Genomic DNA, 17,202 nt, shown 5'->3' with positions numbered 1-17,202 from the left:
TCCACTTATTAACCTACATACTATTTATAAAACAAGATTAGGTGAAAATCAATTATTCACCTTTATTTTTTTTGATGATTTCTTCAGAAATCGATTTTGGTACTTCTTCATAGTGGTCGAAATGCATTGTGAACACTCCGCGTCCTTGTGTGTTAGAACGTAGGGATGTTGCATAACCAAACATTTCAGATAGTGGAACCATTGCGCGAACAACTTGAGCGTTACCGCGAGCTTCCATACCTTCTACACGACCACGACGGGAAGTGATACCACCCATGATGTCTCCCATGTACTCTTCAGGTGTCACTACTTCAACTTTCATGACAGGCTCAAGGATTACAGGGTTACATTTGGATACTGCATTTTTAAGAGCTAATGATGCAGCTACTTTAAACGCCATCTCAGAGGAGTCAACGTCATGGTAAGAACCATCAACCAATGCAGCTTTCACATCGATTAGAGGGTAACCAGCAAGTACACCGTTCGCCATTGCATCTTCAAGACCAGCTTGAACTGCAGGTACGTATTCACGAGGTACTACCCCACCTACGATTTTGTTTTCAAATTCGAAGCCTGCTCCTTCTTCGTTTGGTTCGAATTCGATCCAAACGTGTCCGAATTGACCACGTCCACCAGATTGACGAGCAAATTTACCTTCAACCTTAGCAGATCCGCGGAACGTTTCACGGTAAGCAACCTGAGGTGCACCAACGTTTGCTTCTACTTTGAATTCACGCTTCATACGATCAACTAGGATATCAAGGTGAAGCTCACCCATACCTGCGATGATTGTTTGACCAGTTTCCTGATCTGTATGTGCACGGAAAGTAGGATCTTCTTCTTGTAGCTTTTGAAGAGCAGTTGTCATCTTATCTTGGTCAGCCTTAGATTTAGGCTCAACAGATAATTGGATAACCGGCTCTGGGAATTCCATGGACTCCAAGATAACTTGGTTTTTGTCGTCACATAGAGTGTCACCAGTAGTTGTGTCTTTAAGACCAACTGCAGCAGCGATATCTCCGGAATATACAACAGGAATCTCTTCACGGCTGTTTGCGTGCATTTGCAGGATACGACCTACACGCTCACGCTTACCTTTTGTAGAGTTGATAACGTATGAACCGGAGTTTAATGTACCAGAGTACACACGGAAGAACGTTAATTTACCTACATAAGGGTCAGTCATAACTTTGAATGCAAGAGCAGCGAATGGGTTTTCGTCGCCAGATTCACGAGTTACTTCTTCTTCAGTGTCAGGAACGATACCTTTGATTGCAGGTACGTCAGTTGGCGCTGGAAGATAATCGATAACAGCGTCAAGCATTAACTGAACACCTTTGTTTTTGAAAGCAGAACCACAGATTACAGGGTAGAAGTTAACGTCACAAGTACCTTTACGGATAGTAGCTTTCAACTCTTCAGTAGTAAGCTCTTCACCTTCTAGGTATTTCATCATTAATTCTTCATCTAATTCTGCTACTGCTTCAACTAAGCGTTGACGATATTCGTCAGCTTGGTCTTTGTACTCAGCCGGAATTTCTTTCGCTTCAGAACGAGTACCTAAGTCATCTGCATAGTAGTAAGCTTGCATTTCTACTAGGTCGATGATACCTTCAAACTCATCTTCAGCTCCGATAGGAAGTTGAATTGGATGAGCATTAGCTTGAAGGCGGTCATGGATAGTTCCTACAGAGTAAATGAAATCTGCACCGATCTTGTCCATTTTGTTAACGAACACGATACGTGGAACACCATAAGTTGTAGCTTGGCGCCAAACTGTTTCAGTTTGAGGCTCAACTCCAGATTGTGCATCAAGAACTGCAACCGCACCATCAAGTACACGTAGGGAACGTTCTACTTCAACAGTGAAGTCTACGTGACCTGGTGTATCGATAATGTTTACGCGGTGGCCTTTCCATTGAGCTGTTGTCGCAGCAGATGTGATCGTGATTCCACGCTCTTGCTCCTGCTCCATCCAGTCCATTTGAGAAGCACCTTCGTGAGTTTCACCAATTTTGTGAATACGTCCTGTGTAGAACAAAACACGCTCAGTTGTAGTTGTTTTACCAGCATCGATGTGAGCCATGATACCGATATTACGTGTTTTATCTAAGGAGAACTCTCTTGCCATAGTGTATTTCTCCTTCCTAAGTAACTAGATTTATTTTATACCTAAAGCTGTTAAGTACTTGTCTTAACAGCTCCAGATAGTATGTGATCTTACCAGCGGTAGTGAGCAAATGCTTTGTTTGCTTCTGCCATTTTGTGCATATCTTCACGCTTCTTAACTGAAGCACCAGTGTTGTTAGCAGCATCAAGGATTTCGTTAGCTAAACGCTCTTCCATCGTTTTCTCTCCACGAAGACGAGAGTAGTTAACTAAATAGCGAAGTCCAAGAGTTGTACGACGATCTGGGCGCACCTCTACAGGTACTTGGTAGTTTGCTCCACCTACACGACGTGCTCTAACTTCAAGAACAGGCATGATGTTTTTCATAGCTTGTTCGAACACTTCCATAGGTTCTTGTCCGGAACGCTCACCAACTAATTTGAATGCGTTATAGATGATAGCTTGAGATTTTCCTCTCTTACCATCGATCATTAATTTATTTACAAGACGAGTTACTAATTTAGAGTTGTATAACGGATCTGGTAATACGTCTCTTTTTGCAACAGGGCCTTTACGTGGCATATTATTTTCCTCCTTTCGGGTAACTTAATGTTAAGCAGTTTGAAGTTTATTACTTCTTAGGTGCTTTTGGTCTCTTAGTACCATATTTAGAACGACCTTGCATACGGTTGTTAACTCCCGCAGTATCAAGTGCTCCACGAACGATGTGATAACGTACCCCTGGTAAGTCTTTTACACGACCGCCGCGAATTAATACTACGCTGTGCTCTTGTAGGTTGTGACCGATACCTGGGATATAAGCAGTTACCTCAATTTGGTTAGTTAAACGAACACGAGCATATTTACGTAATGCGGAGTTCGGTTTCTTTGGAGTCATTGTACCAACACGAGTACATACACCACGTTTTTGAGGTGAAGACACATCAGTTTGAGCCTTCTTGAAACTGTTATAACCTTTGTTCAAAGCTGGAGATTTTGACTTTACAACTTTACTTGTACGTCCTTTGCGGACTAACTGGTTAATAGTAGGCATTAATATTTCCTCCTTCCTAGTGTTTTAAGACCACATATCCAGGTGGTTCATTTTTAGGTAAAAAACAAAGTCTTTGCGAATCTGCACTCACAAAAACAGTTTTTAATGAATGATCGCAACAGCGGAGGCACCCACTTCAATCCCACAAGCTTTTCCGAGTTTTTTCATCGAATCTACTTTTAAGACTGGTATGTTGTGTTCATTGGCAGTTTGGACTACTTTCTGTGTGACAATCACATCCGCATCCTCTGCAATGACAACCTCTTTTACTGTTCCGGATTTCAGCGCCTTCACCGTTTGTTTTGTACCAACAATGAAGGTGTTTGCCTGCATCACTTTTTCATAAGACATTAACATATCCTCCAAAGCAACAGGTTATATAAGCACCTTTGCTATATTACCATCTCTATTTTTGAATGTCAACACTTTATCGAATAACATTGAAAAGATTGTCGGGGGATACCCGACAATCTTTCTTTTATTCTACCGTTACAGGCTCTTCCTTGCCGACTTCTTTCGTTAGATCGAATTTGCGGTAGCGGTTCATACCTGTACCAGCTGGAACTAGTTTACCGATGATAACATTCTCTTTCAGACCTAGTAACTCGTCGCGTTTTCCTTTAATTGCAGCGTCTGTCAGGACTCTAGTTGTTTCCTGGAAGGAAGCTGCAGATAGGAAGGAATCCGTTTCAAGAGAAGCTTTCGTGATACCTAGTAATACCGGACGTCCAGTTGCAGGTGTTCTGCCTTCAAGAAGTACACGTTCGTTTGCATCAGTGAATTGGTGAACATCAAGCAGTGTTCCTGGTAGTACATCTGTATCACCAGCATCAATAACACGTACTTTACGTAGCATCTGGCGAACCATAACCTCTACGTGCTTGTCACCGATTTCTACCCCTTGCATACGGTATACTTTTTGAACTTCAAGCAATAGATACTCCTGTACAGATACCATATCTTTCACTTTCAGTAGTTCTTTCGGATCGATGGAACCTTCAGTTAGTTCTTGACCACGGGATACTTCTGAATTTACGCCGACTTTAAGGCGGCCAGTGTAAGGTACTGTGTAGTTTCTCGTTTCCACTTCACCTTGGACAGTGATTTCTTGCTGACGGTCGCGACCTTCGTTGATGGAAGTAACAACACCATCAATTTCAGAGATGACCGCTTGACCTTTAGGATTACGCGCTTCAAAGATCTCTTGGATACGCGGTAAACCTTGTGTGATATCGTCTCCTGCTACCCCACCTGTATGGAATGTACGCATCGTCAACTGAGTTCCCGGCTCACCGATAGATTGGGCAGCGATGATACCTACTGCTTCTCCCACTTCTACTTCTAAGCCAGTCGCAAGGTTGCGGCCGTAACATTTTTTACATACACCATGACGAGTGTCACATGTGAATACAGAGCGGATCCAAACATCTTCCACACCTGCTTCTACAATGGTTGTTGCAAGGTCTTCAGTGATTAAATCGTTCGATGCAACAAGAACTTCCCCAGTTTCAGGGTGCTTCACAGCTTTTCTCGCATAACGGCCGACTAAACGTTCTTCTAATTTTTCTACTACTTCTGTGCCATCTTTCAGAGAAGTAATGTGTAGACCGCGGTCTGTTCCACAATCAATCTCACGAACGATAACATCCTGCGCCACGTCTACAAGACGACGAGTCAAGTAACCGGAATCGGCAGTTTTCAGTGCTGTATCGGCAAGACCTTTACGCGCACCGTGAGTAGAGATAAAGTATTCCAATACCGTAAGACCTTCACGGAAACTGGATTTGATTGGTAATTCAATGATACGTCCAGATGGATTGGCCATCAGTCCACGCATACCAGCTAATTGTGTAAAGTTAGATGCGTTACCACGGGCACCGGAATCACTCATCATAAAGATGTGGTTCAAGCGTGGCAAGGACGCCATTAGCAACCCTTGGATCTTATCTTTAGCAGCACTCCAGATGGAGATAACACGGTCATAGCGTTCTTCCTCTGTGATTAATCCACGGCGGAACTGCTTAAGAACTGTATCAACTTTTGTTTGTGCTTCCACTAAGATTTCATCTTTCTCTTTAAGAACTACGATATCTGCTACACCAACTGTGATACCAGCTTTAGTAGAGTAACGGAATCCAAGGTTTTTCATGCGGTCAAGCATTTCAGACGTTTGCGTGATCTTGAAGCGTTTGAACACTTCCGCAATGATGTTACCAAGGATTTTCTTCTTAAATGGATCGATTATTTCTTGTGCTTGTATCGCTTCTTTTACATTCGCACCTTTTTCAACAAAATACTTCTCAGGAGTGTTTACTTCTAAGTTGAACTTTGTAGGTTCGTTAATGTAAGGGAATGACGGCGGCAGGATTTCGTTGAAAATCAACTTCCCTACTGTCGTAATTAGAAGCTTTTGTTTTTGCTCTTCGGTGAATGTTTCGTTATTTAAAGATCCTGCATATACCGCTACACGAGTGTGCAGATGTACATAGCCGTTTGAATAAGCGATAAGCGCTTCATTCGTATCTTTAAATACCATTCCTTCACCTACAGCATTTTCACGCTCTAGTGTTAAGTAGTAGTTACCAAGTACCATATCCTGGGAAGGTGTTACTACAGGTTTTCCATCCTTAGGGTTAAGGATGTTTTGTGCAGCAAGCATCAAGATGCGTGCTTCAGCCTGTGCTTCAGCAGAAAGAGGTACGTGAACAGCCATTTGGTCTCCGTCAAAGTCCGCATTGTATGCAGTACATACAAGTGGGTGAAGACGGATAGCACGGCCTTCTACAAGTGTAGGTTCAAATGCTTGAATACCTAGTCTGTGTAGAGTTGGTGCGCGGTTTAGTAATACTGGATGTTCCTTGATAACGGATTCCAATACGTCCCAAACCTCTGGTTGTACGCGTTCAATCTTACGCTTCGCACTCTTAATGTTATGTGCAAGCCCGCGTTCTACAAGTTCTTTCATGACGAAAGGCTTGAATAGCTCAAGGGCCATTTCTTTTGGTAATCCACATTGGTACATTTTCAGGTTAGGTCCTACTACGATAACGGAACGACCAGAGTAGTCAACACGTTTTCCTAGTAAGTTCTGACGGAAACGACCTTGCTTCCCTTTCAGCATATGAGAAAGAGATTTCAATGGACGGTTACCAGGTCCTGTTACCGGACGGCCACGGCGACCATTGTCGATAAGTGCGTCAACAGCTTCTTGTAACATACGTTTTTCGTTCTGTACGATGATGCTTGGAGCACCAAGGTCCAGAAGACGTTTTAAACGGTTGTTACGGTTGATTACACGGCGATACAAGTCATTCAAGTCGGAAGTCGCAAAACGACCACCATCCAATTGCACCATTGGACGTAATTCAGGAGGGATAACCGGTAGCACATCAAGGATCATCCAAGATGGTTCATTGCCGGATCCTCTGAAGGATTCCAATACTTCTAAACGCTTAATTGCTCTTGTACGGCGTTGACCTTGAGCAGTTTTAAGCTCTTCTTTAAGTGTATCTACTTCTTTTTCCAAGTCGATATCAAAAAGAAGTTTCTTGATTGCTTCTGCACCCATGGCTGCTTGGAATGTTTGACCATACTTTTCACGGTATGCACGGAATTCCTTTTCAGAAAGCAGTTGCTTCTTCTCCAAAGGAGTGTCGCCTGTTTCTGTTACCACGTAAGATGCGAAGTAAATTACTTCCTCTAACGCACGTGGGGACATGTCAAGAACAAGACCCATGCGGCTTGGGATTCCTTTGAAGTACCAGATATGGGATACAGGAGCAGCAAGCTCGATGTGACCCATGCGTTCACGACGTACTTTTGCTCTTGTTACTTCTACACCACAGCGGTCACAGACAACACCCTTATAACGGACGCGCTTGTATTTACCACAGTGACATTCCCAGTCCTTTGTAGGACCGAAAATTCTTTCGCAGAATAACCCATCTTTTTCTGGCTTTAATGTACGATAGTTAATTGTCTCAGGCTTCTTGACTTCCCCGAAAGACCAGGATCTGATCTTGTCGGGTGAAGCAAGGCCTATTTTCATATATTCAAAATTATTAACATCTAGCAAGGGGCCTACCTCCCTTATAATCTACAGGTTCTACCCAAATGCTTATCTTTAAAGTACTGTTGGCCATCAGTCTTTAGCGACAGTTTCTTTTACTTCTTCTACTTGATCTGAATCAAGGGAAATACCCTCGGAAGCTTGTTCTTCATCTTCCTCAAGATCTCTCATTTCTATCTCTTCTTCATCGCCGGATAGGATTTTTACATCCATACCTAAACTTTGAAGTTCTTTGATCAATACTTTGAAGGATTCAGGTACACCTGGTTCAGGTACATTTTCACCTTTTACGATCGCTTCGTACGTTTTCACACGTCCTACTACGTCATCGGATTTAACTGTAAGGATTTCTTGTAGTGTATAAGCGGCACCATAAGCCTCAAGTGCCCATACCTCCATCTCACCGAAACGTTGTCCACCAAATTGCGCTTTACCGCCAAGTGGTTGTTGCGTAACAAGTGAGTATGGTCCAGTGGAACGTGCGTGAAGCTTATCATCAACCATGTGCGCAAGTTTGATCATATACATGATCCCTACAGATACACGGCTGTCGAACGGCTCACCTGTTCTTCCGTCATACAATACTGTTTTAGCATCTCTTGCCATGCCAGCCTCTTCAAGTGTGCTCCAAACGTCTTCTTCACGCGCGCCATCAAATACGGCGGAAGCAACGTGGATGCCCAATGTTCTTGCTGCCATTCCTAAGTGAAGCTCCAATACCTGCCCGATGTTCATACGAGAAGGTACCCCTAGTGGGTTTAACATGATGTCAATTGGTGTTCCATCAGGCAAGTAAGGCATATCTTCTTCCGGTAAGATACGAGAGATTACCCCTTTGTTACCATGTCGTCCGGCCATTTTGTCACCTTCAGAGATTTTACGTTTCTGAACGATGTATGCACGAACCAATTGGTTAACGCCTGGTGGCAATTCGTCTCCGTCTTCACGGTTGAATACTTTTACATCAAGTACGATACCGCCACCACCATGTGGAACTCTTAGTGATGTATCACGTACTTCTCTTGCTTTCTCACCGAAGATTGCGTGTAATAGACGTTCTTCTGCAGTAAGTTCTGTAACCCCTTTAGGTGTTACTTTTCCTACTAATAGATCTCCGTCTTTTACTTCCGCACCCACTCGGATAATTCCGCGGTCGTCAAGGTTTTTAAGTGCCTCTTCCCCAACGTTCGGGATATCACGCGTGATTTCTTCCGGTCCAAGTTTGGTGTCACGTGCTTCTGACTCATATTCTTCAATATGAATGGAAGTGTACACATCATCTTTTACCAGACGCTCACTCATGATGATAGCATCCTCATAGTTATAACCGTCCCATGTCATGAAACCGACCATTACGTTACGGCCAAGTGCCAATTCACCTTTTTCCATGGATGGACCGTCTGCAAGGATTTCTCCTTTTGTTACAACGTCACCAACGGAAACGATTGGACGTTGGTTATAGCATGTTCCTTGGTTAGAACGAATGAATTTAAGCATTCTGTACTTATCAAGGTTGCCTTTTACTTGTTGTCCGTCGACTTCTTCCATACGACGCACCCATACTTCGCGGGCTTCTACGCGTTCTACAACACCAGGGTGTTTACAGATAACAGCAGCACCGGAGTCTTTTGCGGAAACATGCTCCATCCCAGTACCAACAATCGGGGATTCCGGTTGCAATAGAGGTACAGCTTGACGTTGCATGTTCGCTCCCATAAGTGCACGGTTGGAGTCATCGTTTTCCAAGAAAGGAATACAAGCTGTCGCAGCAGATACAACCTGCTTAGGAGAAACGTCCATGTAGTCGATTCTCTCACTTACAACAACCGTGTTCTCCCCACGGAAACGGGAAACAACATTTTGGTCCAAGAAAGTACCATCTTCACCAAGACGGGCATTTGCTTGGGCTACTACATAGTTATCTTCTTCATCTGCAGTCAAGTAATCAATTTGGTCTGTCACGCGGCCCGTTTCAGGGTCAACTCTTCTGTAAGGAGTTTCGATGAAACCAAATTTATTTACTTTCGCAAAAGAAGAAAGGGAGTTGATTAGTCCAATGTTTGGTCCCTCAGGAGTCTCGATTGGACACATACGGCCATAGTGAGAGTAGTGAACGTCACGTACTTCAAAGCCGGCACGCTCACGCGTCAAACCACCAGGTCCAAGCGCAGACAATCTACGTTTATGTGTTAATTCAGCTAATGGATTCGTTTGATCCATGAACTGAGATAACTGAGAGCTTCCGAAGAACTCTTTAATAGATGCAATAACAGGTCTGATATTGATCAATTGTTGCGGAGTGATGGTGTTAGTGTCCTGGATGGACATTCTTTCACGAACCACACGCTCCATTCTGGATAGACCGATACGGAACTGGTTTTGAAGAAGTTCTCCAACAGAACGTAAACGACGGTTACCAAGGTGATCGATATCATCTGTATCGCCTACACCATGTAGAAGGTCAAAGAAGTAACTGATAGAAGCAATGATGTCCGCAGGAGCGATATGCTTTACTTTTTCTTCTATAAAACCGTTGCCTAAAACAACGATTTCTTTTTCACCTTCTGCATCATTCGGTGCATATATCTTAATAGATTGCATTGGCACTTCATCTTCTACTACCCCGCCATGCGGATGGAAAGAAGTAAGGCCGATGCCGTCTTCAATGTTAGGTAGAATGCGGTCTAAAGTTCTACGATCTAACAGTGTACCTTTTTCTACAATGATTTCCCCAGTTTCAGGGTCTACAAGTGTTTCAGCGATACGTTGATTGAAAAGTCTGTTCTTGATATGAAGCTTTTTATTAATCTTGTATCTTCCAACACTTGCCAAATCATAGCGTTTAGGATCGAAAAATCTAGACTCTAATAAACTTTTTGCGTTTTCAACCGTTGGTGGCTCACCAGGGCGTAGACGCTCATATATTTCTAGTAATGCCTTTTCTGTGCTTTCTGTGTTATCCTTATCTAAAGTATTGCGAAGGTACTCGTTTTCACCAAGAAGATCAATGATTTCCTGGTCGGAACCGAATCCAAGAGCACGCAAAAGAACCGTTACTGGTAGTTTACGAGTACGATCTATACGAACATATACAACATCTTTAGCGTCAGTCTCGTATTCTAACCATGCACCACGGTTTGGAATAACAGTAGCCGAAAAGCCTTTTTTACCATTTTTATCTACTTTTCCGCTGTAATACACACTTGGAGAACGCACTAACTGAGATACAATAACACGTTCTGCACCATTAATAACGAACGTACCAGTATCCGTCATCAACGGGAAATCACCCATAAATACATCCTGGTCTTTTACTTCACCAGTTTCTTTGTTAATGAGACGAACCTTCACACGTAAAGGAGCTGAGTATGTAACATCTCTTTCCTTTGATTCTTCAACAGAATATTTAGGTTCCCCTAAGCTATAATCGATGAATTCTAAAGATAGATTTCCTGTGAAGTCTTCAATTGGGGAAATGTCATGAAACATTTCTCTTAATCCCTCATCAAGGAACCATTGATAAGAAGATGTTTGAATCTCTATTAGATTTGGTAAATCTAATACTTCACTAATGCGAGCATAACTTCTGCGTTGGCGGTGTCGTCCGTATTGAACTAGTTGACCTGTCAACTGATTCACCCCTCGTATCAAGCGTTATTAATAGTAGTTTAAAAAATATAAACCACTCAAAGCCAAACATAAAAAAACATTCAACATGGAAACAATACTGCTAAAAGAATCCATGTGAAAAATAAAAAATGGTTTCAATTCAGAAAACCACGTTTTTACAATCGCTCTATTGATTTTACTATCTTTTCCAAGCATACTAATTTTATACATGCAAAATACATAAAATTATTAGTGCTCAGAAAAATACATATTGGCATTAAACAATGCTACCATAACAAAAAAACCAAGTCAACCCTTTTTTGATTTGATGATGGAGTAGCCTTTTTTCTTTGTCACAACTTCCACTTCCTCAAACAATGACTCCAATTTCTCCATTGCAGAAGGAGCTCCCTGTTTCTTTTGGATCACAATCCACAGTTCACCTTTTGGCGCCAAGTGCGTCCAAGCTTTTTCCAAAATTTCATGAACTACTTTTTTGCCAGCGCGTATCGGCGGATTAGAAAGTATTGCCGCATAGTCGGTGGAAGTGACATTTTGATAGATATCACTAGTAAAAACGGTGATATTCTCCACTTCGTTAATAGAACCGTTTTCTTTGGCTAGCTCAACAGCTCTTTCATTGACATCAATCATGTCCACATGACGATGTGGATAATATTTTGCAAGAGACAATCCAATCGGACCATATCCACAGCCAACATCCAGAATGCGACCTTCCACTTCCGGTTCTTCAAAAGCCTCTATCAGCACCCTTGATCCAAAGTCCACTTCTTTTTTCGAAAAAACACCGCTATCCGTTATGAAAGAAAAGTTGTTACCTTTTAAATCAAATTTCCATTGTTGACGGTTGCTTTCCACTGATGGCTTGTTTGTATAATAATGATTCGTCATATTTAGTCTCCTTATCTGAATAGCTATCTCTAGCTTTTCAACAAATCAACTTCATATATTAGCACCCTTGAAAAAGACAGTAACCAAACGGTTCTTACATCAAGTGTGGCACCGTTTAAAAAAAGCCCGCTAACACGTAGCGAGCTTTCCTTTTTAAGAGCCTGTAATTACTTAACTTCTACAGAAGCTCCAACTTCTTCAAGTTTAGCTTTGATTTCTTCAGCTTCTTCTTTAGCAATACCTTCTTTAAGAGCTTTAGGAGCGTTGTCTACAACTTCTTTAGCTTCTTTAAGACCAAGGCCAGTGATTTCACGTACTACTTTGATAACCTTGATTTTTTGTCCGCCAGCGTTAGCTAGGATTACGTCGAATTCAGTTTGCTCAGCAGCAGCTTCAGCAGCTCCGCCACCAGCTACAGCTACAGGAGCAGCAGCAGTTACACCAAATTCTTCTTCGATTGCTTTTACTAGGTCGTTTAATTCTAAAACAGTCATATTTTTAACCGCTTCAATGATTTGTTCGTGTGTCATTGTTAATTTCCTCCTTAGATATTATAAGTTTTTTGTTTTTGTTACTTAACTTGCTAGATTGAAATTAAGCGCCTTGCTCTTCTTTTTGATCTGCAACTGCTTTCGTAACAAGAGCCAAGTTGCGGATTGGAGCTTGAAGGACGCTAAGCAACATGGAAAGAAGACCTTCACGGGATGGAAGTTCAGCAAGAGCTTTCACTTCTTCAACCGTTGCAACATTCCCTTCGATTACACCAGCTTTGATTTCTAATGCTTCGTGCTTTTTCGCGAAGTCATTAAGGATCTTAGCAGGAGCTACTACATCTTCAGTAGAGAATGCGATAGCGTTAGGTCCTGTTAATGCGTCGTTAAGTCCGTTGATGTCTGCTGCTTCAGCCGCACGGCGAGTTAAAGAGTTTTTGTAAACCTTGAACTCAACACCTGCTTCACGAAGTTGTTTACGAAGTTCTGTTACTTCCGCAACGTTAAGTCCACGGTAGTCAACTACGATAGTAGATACAGAACCTTTAAACTTGTCAGCGATTTCTCCAACAGCTTGTTTTTTTACTTCAACTGCTTTGCTCATCGTTACACCTCCTAAAAAGTTGGTTACCACTTATACCGACCGGTGTACATAAAGAATGCCTCCACGCAGGTGGAGGCAGAAGTTTTATCGTTAAAAGCGCAAGGCTTTATATCGTAAAAATTCACACCTCGGTAGGAAATTAAGCCTTACGGCACCTACTGTCTACGGTACAAACAATATCATTTTATAAACACAACGATTATTATAACCGTCTAGTTATCTTGTGTCAATATGTTAGTTTTTGGTAGCTACGAAAGTAGAAGTATCAACTTTTACTCCAGGGCCCATTGTAGAAGTAACAGCAACGTTCTTCATGAATGTACCTTTTGCAGCAGCCGGTTTAGCTTTTAGTAAAGTCTCATAGATAGTTGTGAAGTTTTCAACAAGCTTCGTATCTTCGAAAGAGATTTTACCTACTGGCACGTGGATGTTACCAGATTTGTCAAGGCGGTATTCAACTTTACCAGCTTTGATCTCGTTAACAGCTTTCGTTACATCAAATGTAACTGTACCAGTTTTAGGGTTTGGCATTAGTCCTTTAGGTCCTAACACGCGTCCTAATTTACCAACTTCACCCATCATGTCTGGTGTAGCAACGATTACGTCGAAATCGAACCAACCTTGGTTGATTTTCGCGATCATGTCAGCATCCCCAACATAGTCAGCTCCAGCAGCTTCTGCTTCTTTCGCTTTTTCGCCTTTAGCGAAAACTAGGACTTTTTGAGTTTTACCAGTTCCATGAGGAAGCACTACTGCTCCACGGATCTGTTGGTCATTTTTACGAGGGTCAACTCCAAGACGGAATGCAACTTCCACAGTAGCGTCGAACTTCGCAGTGTTTGTTTTCTTTACTAACTCGATAGCTTCGTTAACAGAGTAAGCCGTTTGACGGTCTACAAGTTTCGCAGCTTCGATGTACTTTTTACCTCTTTTAGCCATTTTAAACGTCCTCCTTATGTGGTTTTAGCGGAATAACCTCCCACGAATAAAGGTTGCGAATTGGCCATAAACCAAAGTCCGCAACCCTGAACAGCAGTTAAATCAAAAGCAATGGGATTAGTCTTCGATGACGATACCCATGCTACGAGCAGTACCTTCAACCATGCGCATTGCAGCTTCTACGCTTGCAGCGTTTAGATCTGGCATTTTCGTCTCCGCAATTTCGCGTACTTTATCACGCTTAACTGTTGCAACTTTATTACGGTTTGGTTCACCAGAACCAGACTCAATACCAGCTGCTTTTTTAAGTAAAACTGCAGCAGGTGGAGTTTTCGTAATAAATGTAAATGAACGGTCTTCAAAAACCGTGATTTCAACAGGGATAATCAATCCAGCTTGATCTGCTGTACGAGCGTTAAACTCTTTACAGAAACCCATGATGTTAACACCTGCTTGACCTAGTGCTGGTCCAACTGGTGGTGCTGGGTTAGCTTTCGCTGCTGGAATTTGTAGCTTTACCATTTTAATTACTTTTTTAGCCACGAGACACACCTCCTTAAGTCCGTGATGTGGTATCTGGGATTTCTCCCTCCCACTCAACTCATTCTTTATATATTTAATAAAGAATATTTTTTTATTAATAGTCTCTATTTCAGAGACATACTGACCTTTGAAATAATATCATTTTTACGAAACTATTTCAAGTTTTTTTACATTATAATTTTTCAATCTGTGTAAAGTCAAGCTCCACAGGGGTTTCGCGGCCGAACATATTTACAAGAACTTTCACTTTGTGCTTGTCTTTGTCCATCTCTACGATGTGTCCGGTGAAGTTCGCAAATGGTCCTTCTGTTACTTTTACGGATTCTTTTAGTTCGAAGTCTACTTCTACTTGCTTCTCCATCATGCCCATTCTCTTAAGGATGAATGCAATTTCATCATCCAATAGAGGTGTTGGTTTGGATCCGGATCCGCTTGATCCTACGAAACCTGTTACTCCAGGTGTGTTACGTACTACGTACCAAGAGTCGTCTGTCATGACGATCTCTACTAGAACGTATCCTGGGAACACTTTTTTCTTGGTTACTTTCTTTTTGCCGTTTTTGATGTCTGTTTCTTCTTCTTCAGGAACTACGACACGGAAGATCTTGTCTTGCATCCCCATTGATTCTACTCGTTTTTCTAAGTTTGCTTTTACTTTATTCTCGTATCCGGAATAAGTATGAACAACGTACCAGTTTTTCTCCATTGTTTAGGACTTGTGTCCGTCCCTCCCTTTTCTAGCATTTTATTTTTGAGACTATAATGGATTCCGTTGGACTCCCTGTTGATTTCCGTTATGGGTGTTCGCTTAATCCTTTGGGCGGTGCTTAAGCCTCCTCACTACGCTTCAGGGGTCTCAAGCTACCGCTATCTTCCTCAGGACAAGGAAGGCTACGGCAGCGATTCATCGCACGAAGAAAATGCGTTAGCATTTTCGAGGAGTCTCACACCCTTCACTTCAATCAACAGGGGAAATTGGCTAACACCAAGAATACCGCCTATTATAATCAGTAAAACTATTAAAACACCGTGGTGTTTTTTTCCAAATGAAAAAACCCGTTGAACGGGCTTTTTGTCAGAAAGTATTATTTACATTATACCATGATATAACATTACTTATTCAAGAGCAAAAGGAATAAGGAAAAAATTATTGTTTGCTCTTTAGTAATTAGTTAATCAAAGCACGGATTAACTCGGAAATACCTAAGTCAACAACCCAGAAAAACACTGCTACAAACAATACTGTAGTTACTACTGTAATTGTATAGCGAGTTAGTTCCTGGCGTTTTGGCCAGCTTACTTTTTTCATTTCGCGAGCTACATCGCGAAAAAAGTTAGTCAAACGTCCCATCCATGTAACCTCCAACCCCAGATAGTGATCTATTTTGTCTCCCGATGAACGGTGTGAGCATTACAAATCTTACAAAACTTCTTTATCTCTAATCGCTCTGCACTTTGTGATTTCCCTTTAACTGTTGAGTAATTACGGGAAGAACACGTCGCGCAAGCAAGTGCTACCTTACTTTGCATGTGTTACACCACCAAAACATAGATGTCCCTAAAAATGTAACATAGGCGTAATAATTAGTCAACGTGATTTGAAGGCGCAACCATTTCACATATGAATAAGAGAATTAACTACTTATAAAGTAATCTCTCTCAGTTCCAAATATCTTTCTAACTTGCGTTTTACCCTTTGCAATGCGTTGTCGATGGACTTTACATGCCGGTTTAAATCTTCTGAAATTTCTTGATAGGAGCGTCCGTCTAGGTAAAGAGCCAGAACCTTTCTCTCAAGGTCACTAAGCAATTCTCCCATCTTAACTTCTATATCATCAAATTCCTCTTGATTTATGATTAATTCTTCAGGGTCCATTACCTTAGCACCCGAAATGACATCCATTAATGTGCGGTCTGATTCCTCGTCATAGATAGGCTTGTCCAATGATACGTACGAATTCAATGGAATATGCTTCTGTCTTGTAGCAGTTTTTATCGCAGTAATGATTTGTCTTGTGATACAAAGTTCGGCAAATGCCTTAAATGAAGTCAACTTGTCCTCTTTAAAGTCCCGGATTGCCTTGTATAGACCTATCATTCCTTCTTGCACAATATCCTCGCGATCTGCACCAATAAGAAAATAGGATCTAGCCTTCGCGCGAACGAAGTTCTTATACTTGTTGATTAAATAATCCAGCGCTTCACTATCACCTAAATGCACAAGTTCTACCATCTGTTCGTCTTCCATAAGCTCTAATATCCTGTTAGCATTTCTTGGATCGCTCACTATCACACCTATCCCTCCGACTGAATCAGTAGATAGAAATATTATACAGTAGTCATAAATTGACCGTCAACCACTCATCGCTGTCCTCGGCGCCATTTTTCGAAAATTGCTGAAATTTCATTGTCGAGTTCAATGCGTTTTGACGGCTTTTCGTTGGTAAATTTTGTTACGCGTTTTTTTATTCTTGCTTCAATGGCGTCTGACTCATTTAATAGTTCACGAGCTGATTTTCGCAATGCACCTTGGCCAAAAATGGCCCATTGTTCTGTAAAGTCAGAAGTTGCCACATGGATTTGTGTGCGGATGTCACTTAAGCTGATGGCAAGTTTTTCGATTCTTTCATCGGCTGTTTCGTTTTCACGTGTATAAATGACTTCCACGCGATGATTTTTGTACTTCGTCTCTATTCCTTGTGACATATGCGCGTCAAAAACAATAATCACCTTGTAGCCTGTATACGCCTGGTACTCTGCCATTCGAGAAATAAGGATATCACGGGCCATTGCGAGATCCTGATCTTTCAGGATCCTCAGCTCCGGCCACGCACCGATAATGTTATATCCATCTACCAGTAGAATATCCATT

16 protein-coding genes and 1 other annotated feature are annotated in these 17,202 nt (G+C 41.8%); all 16 genes read right to left on the bottom strand.

From position 1 onward, the window contains the following. Positions 1–52: 52 nt before the first annotated feature. On the bottom strand, positions 53–2,131 hold the full coding sequence (gene fusA / locus LC091_RS19205) for an elongation factor G (RefSeq protein ID WP_226683672.1): 2,079 nt from the start codon (positions 2,129–2,131) through the stop codon (positions 53–55). 89 nt (positions 2,132–2,220) lie between these two features. Further along, positions 2,221–2,691 (bottom strand): 30S ribosomal protein S7, encoded by a 471-nt coding sequence (gene rpsG / locus LC091_RS19200; RefSeq protein ID WP_010191480.1) that lies wholly within the window; start codon positions 2,689–2,691, stop codon positions 2,221–2,223. A gap of 49 nt (positions 2,692–2,740) precedes the next feature. Then, the gene (rpsL, locus tag LC091_RS19195; RefSeq protein ID WP_010191479.1) at positions 2,741–3,163 is read right to left on the bottom strand and encodes a 30S ribosomal protein S12; all 423 of its coding nucleotides are present in this window, start codon (positions 3,161–3,163) and stop codon (positions 2,741–2,743) included. Between the two features lie 102 nt (positions 3,164–3,265). Beyond that, positions 3,266–3,514, bottom strand: coding sequence for a 50S ribosomal protein L7ae-like protein (locus LC091_RS19190; RefSeq protein WP_010191478.1), 249 nt, complete (start codon positions 3,512–3,514; stop codon positions 3,266–3,268). Between the two features lie 127 nt (positions 3,515–3,641). Next, positions 3,642–7,238 (bottom strand): DNA-directed RNA polymerase subunit beta', encoded by a 3,597-nt coding sequence (gene rpoC / locus LC091_RS19185; protein WP_226683671.1) that lies wholly within the window; start codon positions 7,236–7,238, stop codon positions 3,642–3,644. A gap of 66 nt (positions 7,239–7,304) precedes the next feature. Beyond that, complete coding sequence (gene rpoB, locus LC091_RS19180; protein WP_060666610.1) at positions 7,305–10,862, bottom strand: DNA-directed RNA polymerase subunit beta; 3,558 nt, start codon at positions 10,860–10,862, stop codon at positions 7,305–7,307. 288 nt (positions 10,863–11,150) lie between these two features. Beyond that, on the bottom strand, positions 11,151–11,753 hold the full coding sequence (locus LC091_RS19175; protein WP_226683669.1) for a class I SAM-dependent methyltransferase: 603 nt from the start codon (positions 11,751–11,753) through the stop codon (positions 11,151–11,153). A gap of 167 nt (positions 11,754–11,920) precedes the next feature. Then, complete coding sequence (gene rplL, locus LC091_RS19170) at positions 11,921–12,283, bottom strand: 50S ribosomal protein L7/L12 (RefSeq protein WP_060666612.1); 363 nt, start codon at positions 12,281–12,283, stop codon at positions 11,921–11,923. A gap of 64 nt (positions 12,284–12,347) precedes the next feature. Next, complete coding sequence (rplJ, locus tag LC091_RS19165; protein ID WP_010191469.1) at positions 12,348–12,848, bottom strand: 50S ribosomal protein L10; 501 nt, start codon at positions 12,846–12,848, stop codon at positions 12,348–12,350. A 40-nt stretch (positions 12,849–12,888) separates the two neighbouring features. After that, positions 12,889–13,034 (bottom strand) — a sequence feature (ribosomal protein L10 leader region). 48 nt (positions 13,035–13,082) lie between these two features. Then, positions 13,083–13,787, bottom strand: coding sequence for a 50S ribosomal protein L1 (gene rplA / locus LC091_RS19160; protein WP_148990098.1), 705 nt, complete (start codon positions 13,785–13,787; stop codon positions 13,083–13,085). A 117-nt stretch (positions 13,788–13,904) separates the two neighbouring features. Continuing rightward, complete coding sequence (gene rplK / locus LC091_RS19155; RefSeq protein ID WP_148990097.1) at positions 13,905–14,330, bottom strand: 50S ribosomal protein L11; 426 nt, start codon at positions 14,328–14,330, stop codon at positions 13,905–13,907. 172 nt (positions 14,331–14,502) lie between these two features. Then, positions 14,503–15,036, bottom strand: a complete 534-nt coding sequence (nusG, locus tag LC091_RS19150; RefSeq protein ID WP_226683667.1) for a transcription termination/antitermination protein NusG — start codon at positions 15,034–15,036, stop codon at positions 14,503–14,505. 462 nt (positions 15,037–15,498) lie between these two features. Then, the gene (secE, locus tag LC091_RS19145) at positions 15,499–15,681 is read right to left on the bottom strand and encodes a preprotein translocase subunit SecE (protein ID WP_226683665.1); all 183 of its coding nucleotides are present in this window, start codon (positions 15,679–15,681) and stop codon (positions 15,499–15,501) included. Between the two features lie 29 nt (positions 15,682–15,710). Next, complete coding sequence (gene rpmG, locus LC091_RS19140; RefSeq protein ID WP_226683664.1) at positions 15,711–15,860, bottom strand: 50S ribosomal protein L33; 150 nt, start codon at positions 15,858–15,860, stop codon at positions 15,711–15,713. Positions 15,861–15,972: 112 nt separating this feature from the next. Continuing rightward, the gene (gene sigH, locus LC091_RS19135) at positions 15,973–16,623 is read right to left on the bottom strand and encodes an RNA polymerase sporulation sigma factor SigH (RefSeq protein WP_010191463.1); all 651 of its coding nucleotides are present in this window, start codon (positions 16,621–16,623) and stop codon (positions 15,973–15,975) included. Positions 16,624–16,691: 68 nt separating this feature from the next. Then, positions 16,692–17,201 (bottom strand): NYN domain-containing protein, encoded by a 510-nt coding sequence (locus LC091_RS19130; RefSeq protein ID WP_226683663.1) that lies wholly within the window; start codon positions 17,199–17,201, stop codon positions 16,692–16,694. Between the last annotated feature and the right edge of the window lies 1 nt (position 17,202).

The organism is Sutcliffiella horikoshii (genome assembly GCF_020524325.1).
Lineage (GTDB): Bacteria > Bacillota > Bacilli > Bacillales > Bacillaceae_I > Sutcliffiella_A > Sutcliffiella_A horikoshii_D.
Note: the sequence above shows the minus strand (reverse complement) of the source record. Positions and strands in the feature narration are given on the sequence as shown.